This window comes from Sphingobium limneticum, assembly GCF_008710165.1.
Classification (GTDB): domain Bacteria; phylum Pseudomonadota; class Alphaproteobacteria; order Sphingomonadales; family Sphingomonadaceae; genus Sphingobium; species Sphingobium limneticum.
The window spans coordinates 23,884-41,937 of record NZ_VYQA01000017.1; the positions used below are offsets into that span (position 1 = coordinate 23,884).

17 protein-coding genes are annotated in these 18,054 nt (G+C 63.9%); 12 read left to right on the forward strand and 5 right to left on the reverse strand.

Annotated features, from left to right (window positions below; all coding sequences use genetic code 11):
- Positions 1–27: 27 nt before the first annotated feature.
- The gene (gene typA, locus F4U95_RS18950) at positions 28–1,845 is read right to left on the reverse strand and encodes a translational GTPase TypA (protein ID WP_120250918.1); all 1,818 of its coding nucleotides are present in this window, start codon (positions 1,843–1,845) and stop codon (positions 28–30) included.
- 155 nt (positions 1,846–2,000) lie between these two features.
- On the opposite strand from typA, the gene F4U95_RS18955 reads away from it, so the two are divergent.
- Positions 2,001–3,269, forward strand: coding sequence for an aminotransferase class V-fold PLP-dependent enzyme (locus tag F4U95_RS18955; RefSeq protein ID WP_150426679.1), 1,269 nt, complete (start codon positions 2,001–2,003; stop codon positions 3,267–3,269).
- 266 nt (positions 3,270–3,535) lie between these two features.
- Positions 3,536–5,086: a S10 family peptidase gene (locus F4U95_RS18960; RefSeq protein ID WP_150426680.1), complete on the forward strand. Its 1,551-nt coding sequence runs from the start codon at positions 3,536–3,538 to the stop codon at positions 5,084–5,086.
- A gap of 34 nt (positions 5,087–5,120) precedes the next feature.
- Here F4U95_RS18960 and F4U95_RS18965 read toward each other — a convergent pair whose 3' ends face one another.
- Entirely contained in the window at positions 5,121–5,816 is a 696-nt protein-coding gene (locus tag F4U95_RS18965) for a DUF899 family protein (RefSeq protein WP_150426681.1), read from the reverse strand.
- Between the two features lie 132 nt (positions 5,817–5,948).
- On the opposite strand from F4U95_RS18965, the gene F4U95_RS18970 reads away from it, so the two are divergent.
- The 4 genes from F4U95_RS18970 (at position 5,949) to F4U95_RS18980 (ending at position 8,520) form a co-directional block, all read left to right on the forward strand.
- Positions 5,949–7,166: a toxic anion resistance protein gene (locus tag F4U95_RS18970; RefSeq protein WP_150426682.1), complete on the forward strand. Its 1,218-nt coding sequence runs from the start codon at positions 5,949–5,951 to the stop codon at positions 7,164–7,166.
- 97 nt (positions 7,167–7,263) lie between these two features.
- Positions 7,264–7,974, forward strand: coding sequence for a hypothetical protein (locus F4U95_RS18975; protein WP_150426683.1), 711 nt, complete (start codon positions 7,264–7,266; stop codon positions 7,972–7,974).
- 18 nt (positions 7,975–7,992) lie between these two features.
- A complete protein-coding gene (locus tag F4U95_RS24835) occupies positions 7,993–8,145 on the forward strand; it encodes a hypothetical protein (RefSeq protein WP_170267506.1) in 153 nt (50 codons plus the stop codon).
- Between the two features lie 108 nt (positions 8,146–8,253).
- Positions 8,254–8,520 (forward strand): hypothetical protein, encoded by a 267-nt coding sequence (locus F4U95_RS18980; RefSeq protein WP_150426684.1) that lies wholly within the window; start codon positions 8,254–8,256, stop codon positions 8,518–8,520.
- A 226-nt stretch (positions 8,521–8,746) separates the two neighbouring features.
- On the opposite strand, the gene F4U95_RS18985 is transcribed toward F4U95_RS18980, so the two are convergent.
- Both F4U95_RS18985 and F4U95_RS18990 read right to left on the reverse strand, forming a co-directional pair.
- Positions 8,747–9,604 carry an SMP-30/gluconolactonase/LRE family protein gene (locus F4U95_RS18985; protein WP_150426685.1) on the reverse strand — a complete coding sequence of 286 codons (858 nt, stop codon included), beginning with the start codon at positions 9,602–9,604 and terminating at the stop codon, positions 8,747–8,749.
- Entirely contained in the window at positions 9,604–10,749 is a 1,146-nt protein-coding gene (locus tag F4U95_RS18990) for an aldose epimerase family protein (RefSeq protein WP_150426686.1), read from the reverse strand. The genes F4U95_RS18985 and F4U95_RS18990 overlap by 1 nt, the downstream gene beginning before the upstream one ends.
- Before the next feature lie 122 nt (positions 10,750–10,871).
- Between F4U95_RS18990 and F4U95_RS18995 the strand changes: the two genes are divergently transcribed.
- The 3 genes from F4U95_RS18995 (at position 10,872) to F4U95_RS19005 (ending at position 13,548) form a co-directional block, all read left to right on the forward strand.
- Complete coding sequence (locus F4U95_RS18995; protein ID WP_150426687.1) at positions 10,872–12,179, forward strand: sugar MFS transporter; 1,308 nt, start codon at positions 10,872–10,874, stop codon at positions 12,177–12,179.
- Between the two features lie 122 nt (positions 12,180–12,301).
- Positions 12,302–12,655: a gamma-glutamylcyclotransferase family protein gene (locus tag F4U95_RS19000; RefSeq protein ID WP_150426688.1), complete on the forward strand. Its 354-nt coding sequence runs from the start codon at positions 12,302–12,304 to the stop codon at positions 12,653–12,655.
- Positions 12,652–13,548 (forward strand): bestrophin family protein, encoded by an 897-nt coding sequence (locus F4U95_RS19005; protein WP_150426689.1) that lies wholly within the window; start codon positions 12,652–12,654, stop codon positions 13,546–13,548. The genes F4U95_RS19000 and F4U95_RS19005 overlap by 4 nt, the downstream gene beginning before the upstream one ends.
- A 3-nt stretch (positions 13,549–13,551) precedes the next feature.
- Here F4U95_RS19005 and F4U95_RS19010 read toward each other — a convergent pair whose 3' ends face one another.
- A complete protein-coding gene (locus tag F4U95_RS19010; protein ID WP_172598781.1) occupies positions 13,552–14,316 on the reverse strand; it encodes a FadR/GntR family transcriptional regulator in 765 nt (254 codons plus the stop codon).
- A gap of 204 nt (positions 14,317–14,520) precedes the next feature.
- Here F4U95_RS19010 and araD1 point away from each other — a divergent pair, with 204 nt between their 5' ends.
- The 3 genes from araD1 to F4U95_RS19025 are packed head-to-tail and all read left to right on the forward strand — an operon-like array spanning position 14,521 to position 18,038.
- Positions 14,521–15,513, forward strand: coding sequence for an AraD1 family protein (gene araD1 / locus F4U95_RS19015; protein WP_150426690.1), 993 nt, complete (start codon positions 14,521–14,523; stop codon positions 15,511–15,513).
- Positions 15,514–15,523: 10 nt separating this feature from the next.
- Positions 15,524–16,450, forward strand: coding sequence for a Gfo/Idh/MocA family protein (locus F4U95_RS19020; protein WP_150426691.1), 927 nt, complete (start codon positions 15,524–15,526; stop codon positions 16,448–16,450).
- A 19-nt stretch (positions 16,451–16,469) separates the two neighbouring features.
- Complete coding sequence (locus tag F4U95_RS19025) at positions 16,470–18,038, forward strand: alpha-N-arabinofuranosidase (protein WP_120250931.1); 1,569 nt, start codon at positions 16,470–16,472, stop codon at positions 18,036–18,038.
- Positions 18,039–18,054 lie beyond the last annotated feature (16 nt).

Below are 18,054 nucleotides of genomic sequence, written 5' to 3' on the forward strand. Positions count from 1 at the left end.
CCCTTCCGTTGAGGCCACCCTGATAGATCAGGCGGCCTTCGAACGGCTCATGCGCTTGCGCTCGTTCGGGTCCAGGTAACGCTTGCGCAGACGGATGGTCTTGGGCGTCACTTCGACCATTTCATCGTCGTCGATGTAAGCGATGGCCTGTTCCAGCGTCGCCTTCTTCGGCGGGGTCAGGCGGACGGCGTCGTCCTTGCCGCTGGCGCGGAAGTTGGTCAGCGCCTTCGACTTCATCGGGTTGACTTCAAGATCTTCCGGCTTGGCGTTTTCGCCGACGATCATGCCTTCATACAGCGCTTCGCCCACGCCCACGAACAGGATGCCGCGCTCTTCCAGCGGACCCAGCGCATAGGCATTGGCTTCGCCGGCACCGTTGGAGATCAGCACGCCGTTCTTGCGGCCTTCGATCTTACCCTTGTGGGGGCCGTACTTTTCGAACAGGCGGTTCATGATGCCCGTGCCGCGCGTGTCGGACAGGAATTCGCCATGATAGCCGATCAGGCCGCGCGAGGGCGCGGAGAAGGTGATGCGGGTCTTGCCACCGCCCGAAGGACGCATGTCGGTCATTTCCGCCTTGCGCACGTTCATCTTGTCGACGACCGTACCGGAGAATTCATCGTCCACGTCGATGACGACAGTTTCGTAAGGCTCGGTCTTGCCGCCATTTTCGTCTTCGCCGAACAACACGCGCGGACGCGAGATGCCCAGTTCAAAGCCTTCGCGGCGCATGGTTTCGATCAGAACGCCCAGCTGCAGTTCGCCACGGCCGGCGACTTCGAAGCTGTCCTTGTCTTCCGATTCGGTCACCTTGATGGCGACGTTCGATTCGGCTTCGCGGGCCAGACGATCGCGGATCATGCGGCTCGTCACCTTGCTGCCTTCGCGGCCGGCCATCGGCGAATCGTTCACGGCAAAGCGCATCGACAGGGTCGGCGGATCGATCGGCTGGGCCTGGATCGGTTCGCTGACGGCGGTGTCGCAAATGGTGTTGGCCACGGTCGCGACGGCGAGGCCGGCGAGCGAGATGATGTCGCCAGCCTTGGCTTCATCGACGGGCACGCGGTCCAGCCCCTGGAACGACATGATCTTCGACGCGCGGCCGGTTTCGATGATGTTGCCGTCCATGTCCAGCGCGTGGATCGGCTGGTTGACCTTGACCGTGCCCGACTGGACGCGGCCGGTCAGGATACGACCCAGGAAGTTGTCGCGGTCGAGCAGCGTGACGAGGAAGCTGAACGGCGCGTCCTGATCCAGCGACGGCGCGGGCACATGGTCCACGATCTTCTGGAACAGCGGCTCCAGCGTGCCTTCGCGGCGCTGCGGATCTTCGCTGGCATAGCCGTTGCGGCCCGACGCGTAGAGGACCGGGAAGTCGAGCTGTTCGTCATTGGCTTCCAGCGTCACGAACAGGTCGAACACTTCGTCCAGCACTTCCTGGATGCGCTCGTCGGGACGGTCGACCTTGTTGACGACGACGATGGGCTTCAGACCCAGCGCCAGCGCCTTGCCGGTGACGAACTTGGTCTGCGGCATCGCGCCTTCCGACGAATCGACCAGCAGGATGACGCCGTCGACCATGGAGAGGATGCGCTCGACTTCACCACCGAAGTCGGCGTGGCCGGGCGTATCGACGATGTTGATGCGCGTGCCGTTCCATTCGACCGAGGTGGGCTTCGCCAGAATGGTGATGCCGCGCTCTTTTTCCAGATCGTTGGAGTCCATCGCGCGTTCTTCGATGCGCTGGTTGTCGCGGAACGTGCCGGACTGGCGGAAAAGCTGGTCGACGAGGGTGGTCTTGCCATGGTCGACGTGCGCGATGATCGCGATATTACGCAGGGACATATTGTGCCTTCGGGATTCGGGTTCTCCCGGCCGGCACCACGCCTGTCCAGGACTATCGGGCGCGCCCCTACAGGAAATGATGCGATGCGGCAAGGGTCGGGTGGCGGATCGCCCTGCCCGATCCGTCAATCCCTATGCCTTATAAGGAGACGCCCATGTCCGACAGCCCGCTCATCAGCCGCCGCACCCTGATGCAGGCCGCAGCGATCGCCGCCCCACTGGCGTTGACGCCCGACATGCTGAGCGCGGCCGGCAAGCCCGCCCTGCGCGATGCGATGATCCTCGACCCCGCCATCCGCTATTTCAACGCAGCCAATATCGCGCCGACATTCCGCAGCGTGGCGGCCGTGCATGCAAACGAAACCCGCGCCTTCCAGATGGACCCTTCGGTCGAGCGGCGTGCGCTGTACCCCAAGGCCGCCGACGCACTGCGCGAGCGGATCGCCAAGCGGCTGAACGTCACGGCGCAGGAAATCGCGCTGGTCCGCAATTCAAGCGAAGCGAACACCGTAGCGGTCCGCGGGCTGGCGCTGAAAGCTGGCGACCGGATCATCCTGACCGACCATAATCATCCGTCGACCTGGGACAGCTGGAAATTGCGCGCAGAGCGGGAGGGGCTGGACCTGCACGTCGTGCCGGTGCCGGTCGAGGCGAAGTCCGCGCAAGAGCTGTTCGACGGCATCGCTGCGGCCGTGACGCCGAACACCAAGGCGATCTTCCTGTCGCATATGAGCAATATCAGCGGCATCGTCTATCCGATGGCGGAGATCGCGAAGCTGGCGCGATCTAAGAATATCTGGCTGCATGCCGATGGCGCGCAGACCTTCGGCTGGATGCAGCTGGACCTCGCGGCGCTGGGCGTGGACAGCTATTCGGGCAGCACGCATAAATGGCTGATGGGGCCGCTGGAGGGCGGGATGCTCTATGTGAAGCGCGAGCGGCAAGCGGAATTGCAGCCGATCATGATGAGCCATGGCTATTGGCTGACCGACGAAGCGAACCTCAACACCGCCCAGAAATACGAGATTTTGGGTCAGCGCGACGATCCGCGCCTGATGGCCTTTGCCGCGACGCTGGATGTGCTGGACGGCGTGGGCCAGGCGGCGATCGAACAGGCGGCGCGGCAGCGGGCGGCCTCGATGCGGCAGGCGCTGTCCGCCGTGCCGGGGGCCAAGCCCTTCGGCAGCGGGGTGGACGCCATTACCGGCCCGGTCATCACCGTCGCTTTCCCCGGCCGCGATGTGGCGGCACTGCGCGCGAAACTATGGCAGGCGAAAATCGCCACCGCCGCGTCGAAAATCAGCGGCGCGGGCGCGATCCGCTTTTCGCCGCATGTCTATAATAGCGATGACGATGTGGCGGCGGTGATCGAGGGGCTGCGGGCGGGTTGCCCCCCCCTCTCCCTTGGAGGGAGAAGGATATGAAGCCTTATCGCGTAGCGATTAGGCGGAGTTGAATGAGGGGGATTGGCGCGATGTCGCCTCATTCCGGCGATGCTGCATCCCCCTCACCCAGCTCCGCCTAGGCAGCAAGCTGCCAAGTCTGCGCAGCCCTCTCCCCCAAGGGGGAGAGGGATCAAAGTCCCCTTGCTTTACACCAGTCAAATTGCCCCTTGCCCCACGGGCCGACCTTTCTATGGTGCCGCCCGTCGCTGATAATATAGCATATCCTTGCAAGGAGCTTTCTCCCGATGCGGTCTGCCGCCACCTTCGCTTTCGCCTCCCTCCTCGTCCTCGCCACCCCGGCCCTCGCGCAGAAGGATGCGCCCGACGCTGCGAAACAGCATGCCGACAAGGTCGCCGAACAGGTCGCCGCCAACTGGGCCAGCGCCCCGATCGAGGAAGTCACCCAGAGCAGCAAGGGCACGGCCCGCGTCGATGGCAAGGCCATCCCCTATACCCAGACCGCCGGCACGCTCACCATCCGCGATGAAAAGGGCAAGCCGGTCGCGAGCATGTTCTACACCGCCTATACGGCCGCCGGTAAGAATCGCCCCCTCACCTTCCTTTATAATGGCGGCCCCGGCTCGTCGTCATTGTGGCTGCGCATGGGCAGCTTCGCGCCCGAACATGTGCGCACCGGCAACCCGGAAGCGGTCAAGCCCGCGCCCTTCGACGTCGGCCCGAACAATGACAGCCTGATCGGCAGCACCGACATGGTGTTCCTCGACACGATCGGGTCTGGCTATTCGCGCATATTGGGCGATGCCAAGCCGTCCGATTTCTACAGCGTCGATGGCGATGTGGACGCCTTTGCCAAGGCGATCATACGCTACACCACCAAGAATGGCCGCTGGGCGTCGCCCAAATATATTTTCGGCGAAAGCTATGGCACGACCCGGTCGGGGGCGCTCGCCTATCAGCTGGAGGATCGCGGGCTGACGCTGAACGGCGTGGTGCTGCTGTCGTCGATCATGAATTACGGCATCCGCCAGTCCGGTTTCGATGCGATCCATGTCGGCTATCTGCCGAGCTATGCCGCGACCGCCTGGTATCATAATCGCGTGCCCGGCGGCCGCCCGGAAAGCCTGGAAGCGTTCGTCGAGGAAGCCCGTATCTTCGCCAACGGCCCCTATGCCACGGCGCTCCTCAAGGGCTCCGACATCAGCGCGCAGGAAAGCGACGCGATCGCCCAGCAGCTGATCCGCTTCACCGGCCTGTCGGTCGATTATCTGAAGCGCGCGAACCTGCGCGTCAGCCTGTCCCGCTTCCGCAAGGAATTGCTGCGCGACGGGCATGAGACGATCGGCCGTTTCGACAGCCGCTACAAGGGGATCGACGCCGATGCCGCCGGCGAGGAACCGGAATATGACGCCTCCAGCACCGGCATCACCGGCCTTTATGTCGGCAGCTTCCTGGATCAGGTGACGAACAGGATCGGCTACAAGACCGACCTCGACTATCGGCTGAGCGCGCGCGAGGGCGGCGACTTCAAATGGGACTGGAGCCATTCGCCCCCGGAAGGCGGCAAGCAGAATGTCGCGGACGTGACCGCCGACCTTTCCGCCGCGATGCGCACCAACCCGCATATGCGCGTGCTGTCGCTCAATGGCTGGTACGATATGGCAACGCCCTTCTTCTCGACCGAGCGCGATTTGAAGCACATGATGCTGGAGCCGCAGTTGCGCCAGAACCTCCAGTTCAAATATTATCCGGCGGGCCACATGGTCTATCTGAACCCGGAAGCGCTGCACCAGATGCGGCTGGATATGGAACGCTATTACGCCGAGGGCGCGCGCTGAACGATGAAGGGGGCGGCGGTGACGCCGCCCCATTTCAATAACGCAATTTCGGATACCATTCCGCCGGTCGCCCTTCCGGCGTCAGGTCCAGGATCGACCAGAGCGAGGCGATATCCGGCGCCTCGCGCGGGTCTTGCCCGGGATCGGCCATCTCGCCCGTCATCTCGCTCATCCAGAAGAGGCGGATGCCCTCGTCGTCCTTGCGGAACACGACCAGCGCGGGATATTCGCCGTCGGGCGTCAGCAGGCCAAGGTCATTGGCATAATCATCGCCGATCGTCTGGATGAAATCGGTATCGCGCCAGCCCCGCTCCTGCGCGAAGGCGAACTGTCGCTCGACCGGGCTGCGACCGAAAATCTTGTAAGCGACGCGCTGCTTGATATCGGCGGCATTGCCATCGACCGATCCGATCCAGTTGGTGCACATCGGGCAGGGCCGCTCGCGTTCCGGGCCATACATCCAGAAATAGGCGACCAGCACGTCCTTGTCACCGAACAGGTCGGACAGGCCGACTTCGAACCCCTGCTCATCCTTGAAGCGATAGTCTTTTTCGATCAACGGGCCGGGCGGCAGCGCCTGCCGCTGTGCGACAAGGCGGGTGGCATGGCGGCGAAATTCGATTTCTTCCGCCAGCAACGCCATGCGGGCTTCGCGATAGGCGGCACTTTCGCCGGGGAAGCGCGGCTTGCGGTGGGTGATGAGGTCGGCGACGGGTTTCAGGCTGGCCATGGCAGGTTCCTCTCCAGTCAAGATTGCCAAGCAATCGCCGGAAGCCCTATATCGTTCCCCGGACCAAGGCTTGCGCCCCAGTGTATTATTACCATATTACACGGCAAGCCGCTCATGGCGACTGGAGACGATATGGCCACCACTGCGCCCACGACGACTGCGACTGCTGATGCGTTGAACCTGACCCCGCCCGATCCGGTACCCGTAGTCGCGCCGGAAAAGGCGTCCGGCCTGGTCCCGATCGAGGATGAGAAAAAGTCGAAGCTGGACGAGAAGGTCGACGCCTTCGTCGCGGACCTCGTGGCGCAGGATGCCAATTCGCCCGAATTCGGCGCACGCGTCGATCAGCTGACCAATATGGGGCGCAAGGAAATTGCCGAGGCGGCGGGCCACTCCAACCGCTTCCTCGATCGCCCGGTGCGGGCGATGGACAGCGATACCAAGGTCGGCGCGGACCTAGCCGAACTGCGCCGCACGGTCGAGGATCTGGACCCCGGCAAGCGCGGCAATCTGCTGGCGCCCAAGAAGCTGTTCGGGATCATCCCGTTCGGCAACAAGATGCGCGACTATTTCGACGGCTATAAGAGCGCGCAGGGCCATATCAATTCGATCCTGGGGTCGTTGGCCAGCGGCAAGGACGTGCTGATCAAGGATAATGCCACGATCGACGTGGAACGCCAGAATATGTGGCAGACCATGGGCCGTCTGGAGCAGATGATCCATATCAGCAAGACGATGGACGCCCGGCTGGAAGACATGGCGCTGGAACTGGATTCGTCCGATCCGGCCAAGGCGAAGGCGATCCGCGAAAGCGCGCTCTTCTATATCCGCCAGCGCACGCAGGATCTGCTGACGCAGATGGCGGTGACGGTGCAGGGCTATCTGGCGCTGGATCTGGTGAAGAAGAATAATGTCGAGCTGGTGAAGGGCGTGGACCGCGCCAGCACCACCACGGTCGCAGCGCTGCGTACGGCGGTGACGGTGGCGCAAGCGCTGGCCGGGCAAAGGCTGGTGCTGGAGCAGATCAGCGCGCTCAACACCACGACCGCGAACATGATCGACCGGACCGGCGAATTGCTCAAGAGCCAGACCGCGCAGATTCACGAGCAGGCCGCGTCCAGCACGATCCCGATCGAAACGCTTCAGCGCGCCTTCCAGAATATCTACGACACGATGGACAATATCGACGCCTTCAAGCTGAAGGCGCTGGAGAATATGAAGACGACGGTGAACACGCTGTCGGGCGAGGTGGAAAAGTCCAAGGGCTATATCGCCCGCGCGGAGGGGCAGGCGCAGGCCGCCAAGGAAGTCCGCGCGGACAATCCGTTGTTGAGCGCGATCGAGGGGTGAACAAAATGCTTCCCCTAACCCCGTTCGGTTCGAGCTTGTCGAGAACTCTTGCGCATCGGTTCTCGACAAGCTCGAACCCAAAGGCGGGGAAGCAAGCATGAGCCGGTCCGACCGCATATTGGCCGATGCGGACGCCGTGCTGCGCCGCCATAGCGAGCGGGGGCAAAGCCTGTCCACGCGCGCGAGGGCGCGGCGCAACGCCGGCCTGATCCGCAAGGTCAAATATGCCTTCTGGGCGGTACTGGCGATAGTGTTGGCCAGTGCGGTGGCTGGCTTCGTCCTGCCGCTGGGCACCACCGGCGTCATGATCGTGCTAGGCGTGATGATCGCCGCGCTGCTGCTGATCGCGCTCGCGCCCACGGAAAGCCGGGTGAAGACGGAAGCTCTGGCGCAGACGGAACTGGCCGCACTGCCGCTCAAGACCGAAATCTGGCTGGAAAACCAGCGCAAGGCCCTGCCCGCCCCGGCGGTCACGCTGGTCGACAGTATCGGCGTGAAGCTGGAGATATTGGCGCCGCAGCTCGAGCGCCTGAGCGAGCAGGAACCGGCCGCGCAGGAGGTGCGCCGGCTGCTGGCCGATCATCTGCCCGAACTGGTGACCGGCTATCAGTCGATCCCCGCCCCGCTGCGGCGCGAGGAGCGCAATGGCCGCGTGCCCGAAAAGCAGCTGGTCGAAGGCCTGTCGGTCATCGACGCCGAAATCGGCCGGATGAGCGAAAGCCTGGCCAGCGGCGACCTCGACAAATTGGCCACACAGAACCGGTTTCTTGAACTCAAATATCAGGAAGCCAAGGAACTCGGGGCTTAGCGCCGTCTTGTTCCTATCATGATCCATCTGACGCTCATCATCGTCGATTTCCTGACGGGCCTGCTGGCGGCCGGCGCATGGGCGCTCGCCTCGGCCGGCGGCGCGATCGCGGCGGTGGTGGGCGGCGGCTTCCTCAGCCTGTCGCTGTTTCGACGCTGGCGTCGGCGATAGGGTGGAATATTACGGCATTTCTATGCCATGCCACTGTTCCTGTTCTTCAAATCCCTCCACAACAGCCGATAGATAGAGCGCCTCTCCGGTCGGGAAGGCACATTCATCATGATCTGTTGGCATCATCGCCTCGTCGCGCGGATAGGGCTGCGACTGATCGGCCTTGCCCTCATCGCCAGCCTGCGACCGCAGGGTGCTGCCCTGCGCGCACTTGTCCAGCAGTCGGCCGCCATCACGCCAGGCCAAATATTGCTGGCGGCGGCATGCGTCGTCAGCGCCAGTGCGGGCGCGATGCTGTTTTTCTGGGGGCCGAACCTGTGGCAACCGGTCGTCATCGCGCGACAATGGCATAGCCATGCAGCGGAGGAAGGGTGACAGGATATCCGGGGGGAAAAATCGTCCCGGACGGCTGATGACGCGTGCAGTTCGCCAGCGGGCCGTCCGGGATCGCAACATCGCATGACTTTGGAGAGGGCATGACAACGTTGTCCTGGCGCTCTAGCCGATTCGTCCAACCGGCGCAACCGGATTTGCATCGCATAAAGAAAGGGCGCGGCTGCCGAATGACAGCCGCGCCCCGAAGGCCCGATGATGGGAAAGCTCAGCCCGCGTAGAGGTTGGTCGGCAGACCGCGTACGCCGCTTTCCACCTCGAAAAAGCCGCCGTCATATTCGGTCGGATCGTCGAGGCCTACGGTCGCCGAACTGACGAACATGCGGTCGAGGTTGGAGCCGGCGAAGGTGATGTTCGTCACCTGCCGCGCCGGCATGGCGATGGCGCGGTCCAGCTTGCCTTCCGGCGTGAAGCGGCTGATCCGGCTGCCGCCCCAATGGGCGACCCAGATATGGCCGTCCGCATCCACGGTCATGCCGTCGGGATAGCCATCCTCCTCACCGAACTGGATGAACGGCTCGCGCTCGGCTGCGCCACCTTCGGTGCGGCGGAAACGGTACATCTGCTTCCTGGCGGTATCGCTGTGATAGAGCCACTGGCCGTCCGGCGAGAAGCAGGGGCCGTTAGGCACGCGATAATCGCTGTCCACGACGGTCCAGCTGCGGTCGGGCGCCAGGCGATAGAGCGCGCCGCGATCATGCTCTTCGCCCATGTCCATCGTGCCGCACCAGATGGCCCCCTGCGCATCCGCCTTGCCATCGTTCATCCGGTTGCCCGGAAAATGCGGCTCCGGATCGCCGAAGGGAGTGATGGTCAGCGGATCGAGGCTGATCTCGGCAAAGCCGATCTGGAACCCGCCGATGAAGCCGCCCGCTTCACGCTCCGCCACCCAGCCCAGCGGCTCGGGCATGGCGAAGCGTTCGACCGTGCTGCTCTCCAGAGACAGCCGGTTGAGCGCCGGGGCGAGGATATCGACCCAATAGACCGCGTTGCCGCGCGCCGACCAGAGCGTCCCCTCGCCCAGCGTGTCGGCGACGCCTCGGTCGATCAGCCGCCATTCCGGCATCAGCGGGCCACGGAAAGGCGATAGACCATTTCATGATGATAGGGCTTGCCGGGATCGACGCGGGCCGAAATGAAGTTCGTCTTGTTGGGCGAGTCCGGGAATTTCTGCGGCTCCAGCGCGATGCCGTCGCCCATGCGATAGACATGGCTGGCCTTGCCGATGAAGGTGCCGTCCAGGAAATTGCCGGTGTAGAATTGCACGCCCGGTTCGGTCGTCAACACTTCGATCACGCGACCCGACACCGGATCTTCCAGCCGTGCGGCCAGTTCGGGGGTCTTGGTCAACCCCTTGTCCAGCGCCCAATTATGGTCGTAACCACGCCCGGCGATGATCTGCGCATCGCGCCCGTCGCGCAGCCCGTCTGCCACGCGGCGGGGCTTGCGGAAATCGAACACGCCGCCTTCGACCGGCTTCAACTCGCCGGTGGGGATGAGGTTCGCGTCGACCGGCGTATAGGCTTTGGCAGGAATCGTGAGCAGATGGCCCATCGCGCCGTCGGGCGACCCTTCGCCCTGGAGGTTGAAGATGGCGTGGTTGGTCATGTTGACGATGGTCGGCTTGTCGGTCTTCGCGTCGAAGGCGATGCCAAGGTTGCCGCTTTCGTCCAGCGTATAGGTGACGGTCACGTCCAGCTTGCCGGGATAGCCCGAATCGCCGTCCGGGCTGGTCAGGCCCAGCACCAGGCTGGCCTTGGGACCGCTCTTCAGGGACACGACCTTCCACACCTGCTTGTCGAAGCCCTTGCCGCCGCCGTGCAGCGTGTTGACCTTGTCATTGAGCGGCAGCTGATAGGCCTTGCCGTCCAGGCTGAATTTGCCGCCGGCGATGCGGTTGGCATAGCGGCCCACGGTCACGCCGAAGAAATTGGGATGATCGACATAGTCCTTGAGGTCGTCATAGCCCAGCAGCACGTCGGCGCTCTTGCCATCCTTGCCCGGACCGGACAGCGACTGGAGCGTCGCGCCATAGGTCAGGATCTTCGCCGAAACGCCTGCGCCATTTTTCAGCGTGATCGTTTCGACCGCAGCGCCATTGGCCGTTCCTGCGGGTGCGCGGCTGGCTTCGGCGGCAAGCGCTGAGCCGCTTGCGAGGCCAAGGACCAGAGCGTATGACAGCGCTGTTTTCAAATCGACGACCTTTCGCATGGACTTCCTCCCGATGACATGCGCCCATTGACGGGCGGTTGAGGGAGATATACTCCGACAAAATAAGCGGGCGCAACCCTTGATCGGGCGGCCTGCTCTGGAACTGCACTGGAGAAGGATGAATGGCAGGACCGATCTCGTCTGGCGCTGCGCCTGTCGCAACGCATAACCCCGGCACACGCTACGGCCCTGCCCTTGCGCTACTTGCCAGCCTCTTCTTCATGTGGGGCTTCATCACCGTCATCAACAACACGCTGCTGCCGCATCTGCGCAGCGTGTTCGAGCTGAGCTATACCCAGACGACCCTGATCGAATCGGTCTGGTTCATCGCCTATTTCGTCGCCTCCATCCCGTCGGCCAAGCTGATCGAACGGGTGGGCTATCAGAAGTCGATGGTCACCGGCCTGCTCATCATGGCGGCCGGCGCGCTGGGCATGACGGTCGCGGCGTCGATCCCGTCCTACGGCGTGACGCTCGTCATGCTGTTCGTGATCGCCAGCGGCATCACCCTGCTTCAGGTTGCGGCCAACCCCTATGTCGCGGTCGTCGGCAAGCCTGAAACCGCCTCGTCGCGCCTCAATCTGGTACAGGCGATGAATTCGGCCGGCACGATGCTGGCCCCGATGTTCGGCGCCTATCTGATCCTGGGCCGGTCGAAGGGCGGCACGGCGCAGGGCGAAGTCGTCCTGACGCAGGCCGAACGACTGGCCGACGCCCAGTCGGTGGTCCTGCCCTACATATTGGTCGCGATCGTTCTGGCCGTATTGGCCGTGGTGATCGCCCGCTTCCCGCTGCCCGCCATGGGCAACGCGACGCAGCGCCACAACAAGGAAGAGCGCAAGAAATATTCGCTCTGGAACCATCGCAACCTGGTGTTCGGCATCCCTGCGATCTTCATCTACCTGATCGCGGAAATCGGCGTCGCCAACCTGTTCATCAACTTCGTCAGCCAGCCCGACATCGCCAATCTGACGCATGAGCAGGCCGGCAATTATCTGTCGCTGCTGTGGGGCGGCATGATGGTCGGCCGGTTCGCGGGTTCGGCGATCATGCAGAAGTTCGACGCGGGCCATGTCCTCGCCGCCTTCTCGATCGGCGCCTTCGTCGTGATGCTGGTCACCGTGTTCACCACCGGCCCCGTCGCCATGTGGTCGCTGATCCTGGTCGGCCTGTTCCATTCGATCATGTTCCCGACCATCTTCACCCTGGGCATCAAGGGCCTTGGCCCGCTGACCGAAGAAGGATCGGGCCTGCTGATCATGGCGATCGCTGGTGGCGCGCTGGTCGTGGTGCAGGGCTATCTGGCGGACCATTATGGTTTGCAGACCAGCTTCCTGCTGACCGCCGCCTGCGAACTCTATGTTCTCTTCTACGCGCTGTGGGGGTCGAAGACGAGCAACGCATTGCCGGAGCAGCAGATCGCGGAATAAAGCCAAGGGCCCAGTACCCAAGGCATGAAAAGGCCGGAGCGGACATGCCGCTCCGGCCTTTTTCCTTTTCGGGGATCGTGCATCGGCCTATCCGGCATGGCTTCGCATATGAGGAACCCGCCATGGCCGACATCCTGCTTTTCTCCTACGGTACGCTGCGGCAGATCGAAGTGCAGATGGCGTTGTTCGGCCGCCCGGTGGAGGGTGAGCCCGACGCCCTGCCCGGCTTTCGCCAGCACATGATCGAGATCAGCGACCCGGACGTGATCGCCAAGAGCGGCACGCGCTGGCACCCGATGGTCGAGCCGAGCGACGATCCGGCCGATGCGGTCGAAGGCCTGCTCTTCCGCCTGACGCCACAGGATATCGCCAGCGCGGACGCCTATGAGGTGGATTATGTCCGCCGCGCCGTGACGTTACGCTCCGGCCTCACCGCCTTCATCTATGGCGACGCGAACGACGGGGGCGGCGCATGATCGTCCGCCCGCGCCCCGGCCTGATGGATGTCGCGTTTGCGCTGCGCGGCTCCGTCCTGCCCCGCATCAAGGGGCGGCTGGCGCTGATCACCCTGCTCAGCGTCGCGGCCGTCATGACGGCGCGGCTGCATCCAGGCATCTTCTCGCAAATCAGCGCCATCCCCTTCACACTGATGGGCATCGCTCTGTCGGTGTTCATGAGCTTTCGCAACAATGCCTGCTATGATCGCTGGTGGGAGGGGCGCAAGCTCTGGGGCTCGCTCATTATCGCCTGCCGTTCCCTGGCGCGGCGCACGACGATATTGGAAATGGCGGACCGGCGCCTTGTGCTCACCGGATTGTGCGGCTTCACCGCCGGCCTTGCGGCACGGTTGCGCGGGGCGGACGAACGCGCGGCCATCGCCCGGCATGCCGGGGACGGACCATGGCTGGGCGCCGTCAATCCGGCCGACGCGCTGCTCCAGCATCTGGGCCGGCACTGTCTGTTGCTGATGCAGGACGGTCGGATCGGGGCCATCCATCACAGCCTGTTGGAGGAGCAATTGCACCTGCTGGCGCAGGTTCAGGCCGGTTGCGAGCGCATCCAGCTGACGCCCCTCCCCTTCAGCTATTCGTTGCTGCTGCATCGCACGGCGACGATATTCTGCCTGACGCTGCCTTTCGCGCTGGCCGGCGCGCTGGGCTGGTGGACGTTGCTGCCCGCCGTTCTGGTCAGCTATACCTTTTTCGGCCTCGACGCGCTGGGCGACCAGTTGGAAGATCCGTTCGGGCTGGAACCCAACGATCTGCCCATCGACGCCATGACGCGCACGGTGGAACGGGAAATGCTGAGCGCGCTAGGCGAAACCATATTGCCTCCGCCGATCGAGGCGAAGGCCAATATCCTGACCTGACTCCTATCCCCCCATGGCGCTGGCCGTATCCTCCAGCGCCAGATCGACCAGCACGCCCATCGCTTCGGCTGCCGCGACCGGATCGCCCGCCGCGATCGCATCATAGACGCGCACATGGTCGGGGATCGGGTTGCGCGGCAGGGCGCGGGCGCGCTGCTTATATTGGGTGGTCCAGTTCACCGCCGCGCCGATGCTGGCGGTCAGCACCAGCAGCGCGTCGTTGCGGGTCGCGTTCAATATCGCATTGTGGAAATCGCGGTCCGCCGCGCGCCCCGCCTCGGTCGCCAGCGTATGGCGGCGCATCGCGGCCAGCGCATCCTTCATGATCCGCAGATCATCCTTGTCGCGCCGTTGCGCCGCCAGCCGGGCGGCGGCAGGCTCCACGATGGCGCGCAGTTCGAACAGGTCGCGCACGAATTGGATGTCCGGCTCCCCGGCAAAGGCCCAGGCCAGCACTTCTGGGTCGAGCAGGTTCCAGCGATTACGCGGCAACACCCGCGTCCCTGCCTTGGGCCGGCTTTCGACCAGCCCCTTGGCGGTCAGCACCTGGATCGCCTCGCGATAGGCGCTGCGGGACACTTCCAGTTCCTCGGCGAAGGCCACTTCGCCCGACAGCGTGTCGCCGGGCGCATATTGGCCGGACAAGATCGCCATGCCCAATTTATGCGCGATCGCACCGTGCAGCCGACGCCCCGGTCCCCGGACCGCCTTGGCCGCGCCACTATTGTCCGTCTCATCCCTGTGCAAAGACGGATTTTCCTTCACCATTTCCGCTCCTCTTACCTCTCCCCAATGAGGCACAACCTTCGGTACAATACAAGCATTGCCATTACCATCATCCTGTAATATGTCGGAGTAATTAACGGATTCACCGCCGCTGCCCTCGTCATCATCGCGATGGCGGGCCTGCGGCGAAAAGTCTTGCACGTTGGATTGAGCGCCATGTTTGAGGCGCGCGGGAGGAGAGTTTTCATGACATTGCGCCTGTTGCAGCACCGTTCGGAAAATGGCGATCGGTCGGTCATCGCCGCTCAGGGCGACGCTGCCTGGTTCGTGCCCGGCTTCACCACCATCCGCGCCTTGGCGCTGCATGCGATCGCGCAGACAATCAGCCTCTCCGCCGCCGTCGACGCCGCCGGCAAGGGCGATGCCATCGATATCGCCGCCGAATTCGAAGCCAATCGCCTGCTCGCCCCTATCGACCATGAAGATGGCGCGCATGTCCAACTGACCGGCACCGGCCTGACCCACCTCGGCTCGGCAGAAGGCCGCGACAAGATGCACCGCGAAGCCGCCGCCGTCGAAAAGCAGACGGACTCGATGCGCATGTTCCTGGAAGGCCTGGAAGGCGGCAAGCCCGCCGCGGGCGAAGTCGGCCAGCAGCCCGAATGGTTCTACAAGGGCGACGGGTCGCAGCTTGTCGGTCCGACCGATCCGCTGACCATGCCCGCCTTCGCCAAGGATGGCGGCGAGGAGCCGGAACTGGCCGGCATCTACCTGATCGGTGAAGACGGCACCCCCTATCGCCTCGGCCTCGCGCTCGCCAACGAGTTTAGCGACCATGTCACCGAGCGTCATAACTATCTGTGGCTGGCCCACTCCAAGCTGCGTCAGGCCGCGCTTGGCCCGGAACTGCTGGTCGGCACCCCGCCCGAGCACATCGAAGGCGCAAGTCGCATCATCCGCGACGGCGAAATCCTCTGGGAAAAGCCGTTCCTGTCGGGCGAAGGCAATATGTCGCACAGCTTCGCGAACCTGGAACATCATCATTTCAAATATGATCTGTTCCGTCGCGCGGGCGACGTGCACGTCCATTTCTTCGGCACCGCCACCCTGTCGTTCAGTGACGGCATCGTGCCGCAGGAAGGCGATGTGTTCGAAATCATCGCCGCGCCCTTCACCCTGCCGGTGCGCAACCCGCTCAAGCGCGCTGCCCCCGTTCAGGTCGCCGTCAAGCAACTCTGAACCCATCGACATGGACCCGATCCGTATCGCGATCGTGGGCATAGGCAAGATCGCGCGCGATCAGCATGTGCCCGCGATCCTGGGCAATAGCGCCTTCAGCCTGGCCGCCACCGTCAGCCCGCATGATGCGGGCCTGGATGGCGTGCCGCATCATGCCAGCCTGGACGACCTGCTCGCCCAGGGGCCGGCCGTGGACGCCATCGCGCTCTGCACCCCGCCGCAGGTTCGCTACGACCTGGCGACGCAGGCGCTCAAGAAGGGCATCCACCTCTTTCTGGAAAAGCCGCCCGGCGCGACTTTGGCCGAGGTCGAGGCCCTGAAGGCGCAGGCCGACAAGGTCGGCGTCAGCTTGTTCGCCGCCTGGCACAGCCGCTTCGCCGCCGGGGTCGCCCCCGCGCGCGCATGGCTGGCCGAACGTCGAATCGAGAAAGTGTCGATCGTCTGGCGGGAGGATGTCCGCGTCTGGCATCCGGGTCAGGCATGGATCTGGCAGCCCGGCGGTCTTGGCGTGTTCGATCCGGGCATCAATGCGCTCTCGATCGTCACGCATATCCTGCCGCGCCCCTTCTTCCTGAAGGATGCGACACTGGTGCTGCCGGAAAACCGCGCCGCGCCGATCGCCGCCGACCTCGCCTTTCGCGACACCGCTGGCGCGCCGATCCACATGGATCTCGACTGGCGCCAGACCGGCCCGCAAAGCTGGGACATCATCGTCGACACCGATGCGGGGACGCTGAAACTGTCCCATGGCGGCGCGGTGCTGACCCTGCCCAGCGGCACGGACCATGGCGAAGATGTCGAATATGCCGGCCTCTACGCCCGTTTCGCCACGCTGATCCGGGGCGGCCGATCGGATGTCGACACCAGCCCGTTGCGGCTGGTCGCCGATGCCTTCCTGCGCGGCACCCGCGAAACGACCGAAGCATTTCACGACTAATTCCAACAGGGAGAGGAATATGATGAAATCTCTGCGCCGCACGACCGCTGCGCTGTTGCTGTGCGCCAGCGCGCTGGCGACCACCACCGCCGTCGCCGACACCAATGGCAAGCCCACCACCGCGACCATCCACGCCGACAAGCCCGGCGCGGTCTATGACAAGGCCATCTTCACCCAGTTCGCCGAGCATCTGGGCACCGGCATCTATGGCGGCCTCTATGTCGGCAACGACAAGTCGATCCCCAACACCAACGGTTTCCGCAACGACGTGATTTCGGCGCTGAAGAATCTATCGGTGCCGATCATCCGCTGGCCCGGTGGCTGCTTCGCCGACGAATATCATTGGCGTGAAGGCATCGGCGCGAAGAACAAGCGCCCGGTCAAGATCAACACCCATTGGGGCGGCGTGACCGAGCCGAACACGGTCGGCACCCATGAGTTTTTCGAGTTGATCCGTCAGGTCGGCGCGCAGGCCTATATCGCCGGCAATGTCGGCAACGGCACGCCGCAGGAAATGGCGGAGTGGGTCGAATATATGACCTCGCCCGCCGGCAGCCTGGCCGACGAACGCGCCAAGAACGGCCATAAGGAGCCGTGGGCGGTGCCCTATTTCGGTGTCGGCAATGAACTCTGGGGCTGCGGCGGCAATATGCGCGCCGAATTCGCCGCAGACGAAACCCGCCGCTACGCCACCTTCGTCAAGGCGCCCGCCAATACCAAGATCCTGAAGATCGCGGCCGGCGCCAATGTCGACGATTATAACTGGACCGAAACGATGATGCGGGTCGCGGGCGACAAGCTCGACGGCGTATCGCTTCATTATTATGTCCACCCCGCCGGTGGCTGGCCGCCGCGCGCGCCCGCCGTCAATTTCGACGAAAATGGCTGGGCCGATGCGCTGAATGGCGCGCGCAAGATGGACGAGCTGATCACCAAGCACAGCGCGATCATGGACAAATATGATCCCGCCAAGCGCGTCTTCCTGGCGGTCGACGAATGGGGCAGCTGGTATGCGCAGGACGAAGGCACCCATCCGGGCTTCCTGCGTCAGCAGAACACGCTGCGCGATGCGCTGATCGCGTCGATCCATCTCGACATCTTCGCGCGTCATGCCGACCGCGTCCGCATGACCGCGATCGCCCAGATGGTGAACGTGCTTCAGGCGATGATCCTGACCGAAGGCAAGAAGATGGTGCTGACGCCCACCTATCATGTCTTCGAAATGTACAAGCCCTGGCAGGATGCGACCGTGCTGCCGATCGACATCCAGACCCCCTGGTATGCCAAGGATCAGTACACCATGCCCGCCGTCAGCGGATCGGCCGTGAAGGGCAAGGATGGCAAGGTCCATGTCGGCCTGTCGAACCTCGACCCGAACCAGCCCAACACCGTCACGGTGAAGCTGGATGGCCTCAATGCCGCGACCGTCACCGGCCGCGTGCTGACCGCCGGTGCGATCAATGCGCACAATACGTTCGATGCGCCCGAAACCGTCAAGCCCGTGGCCTTCACCGGCGCGCAGGTCAGCGGCGGCACGCTGACCGTCACGCTGCCGGCCAAGTCGGTGGTGGTACTGGAACTGAACTAACCTGTTTGGAGCGGGC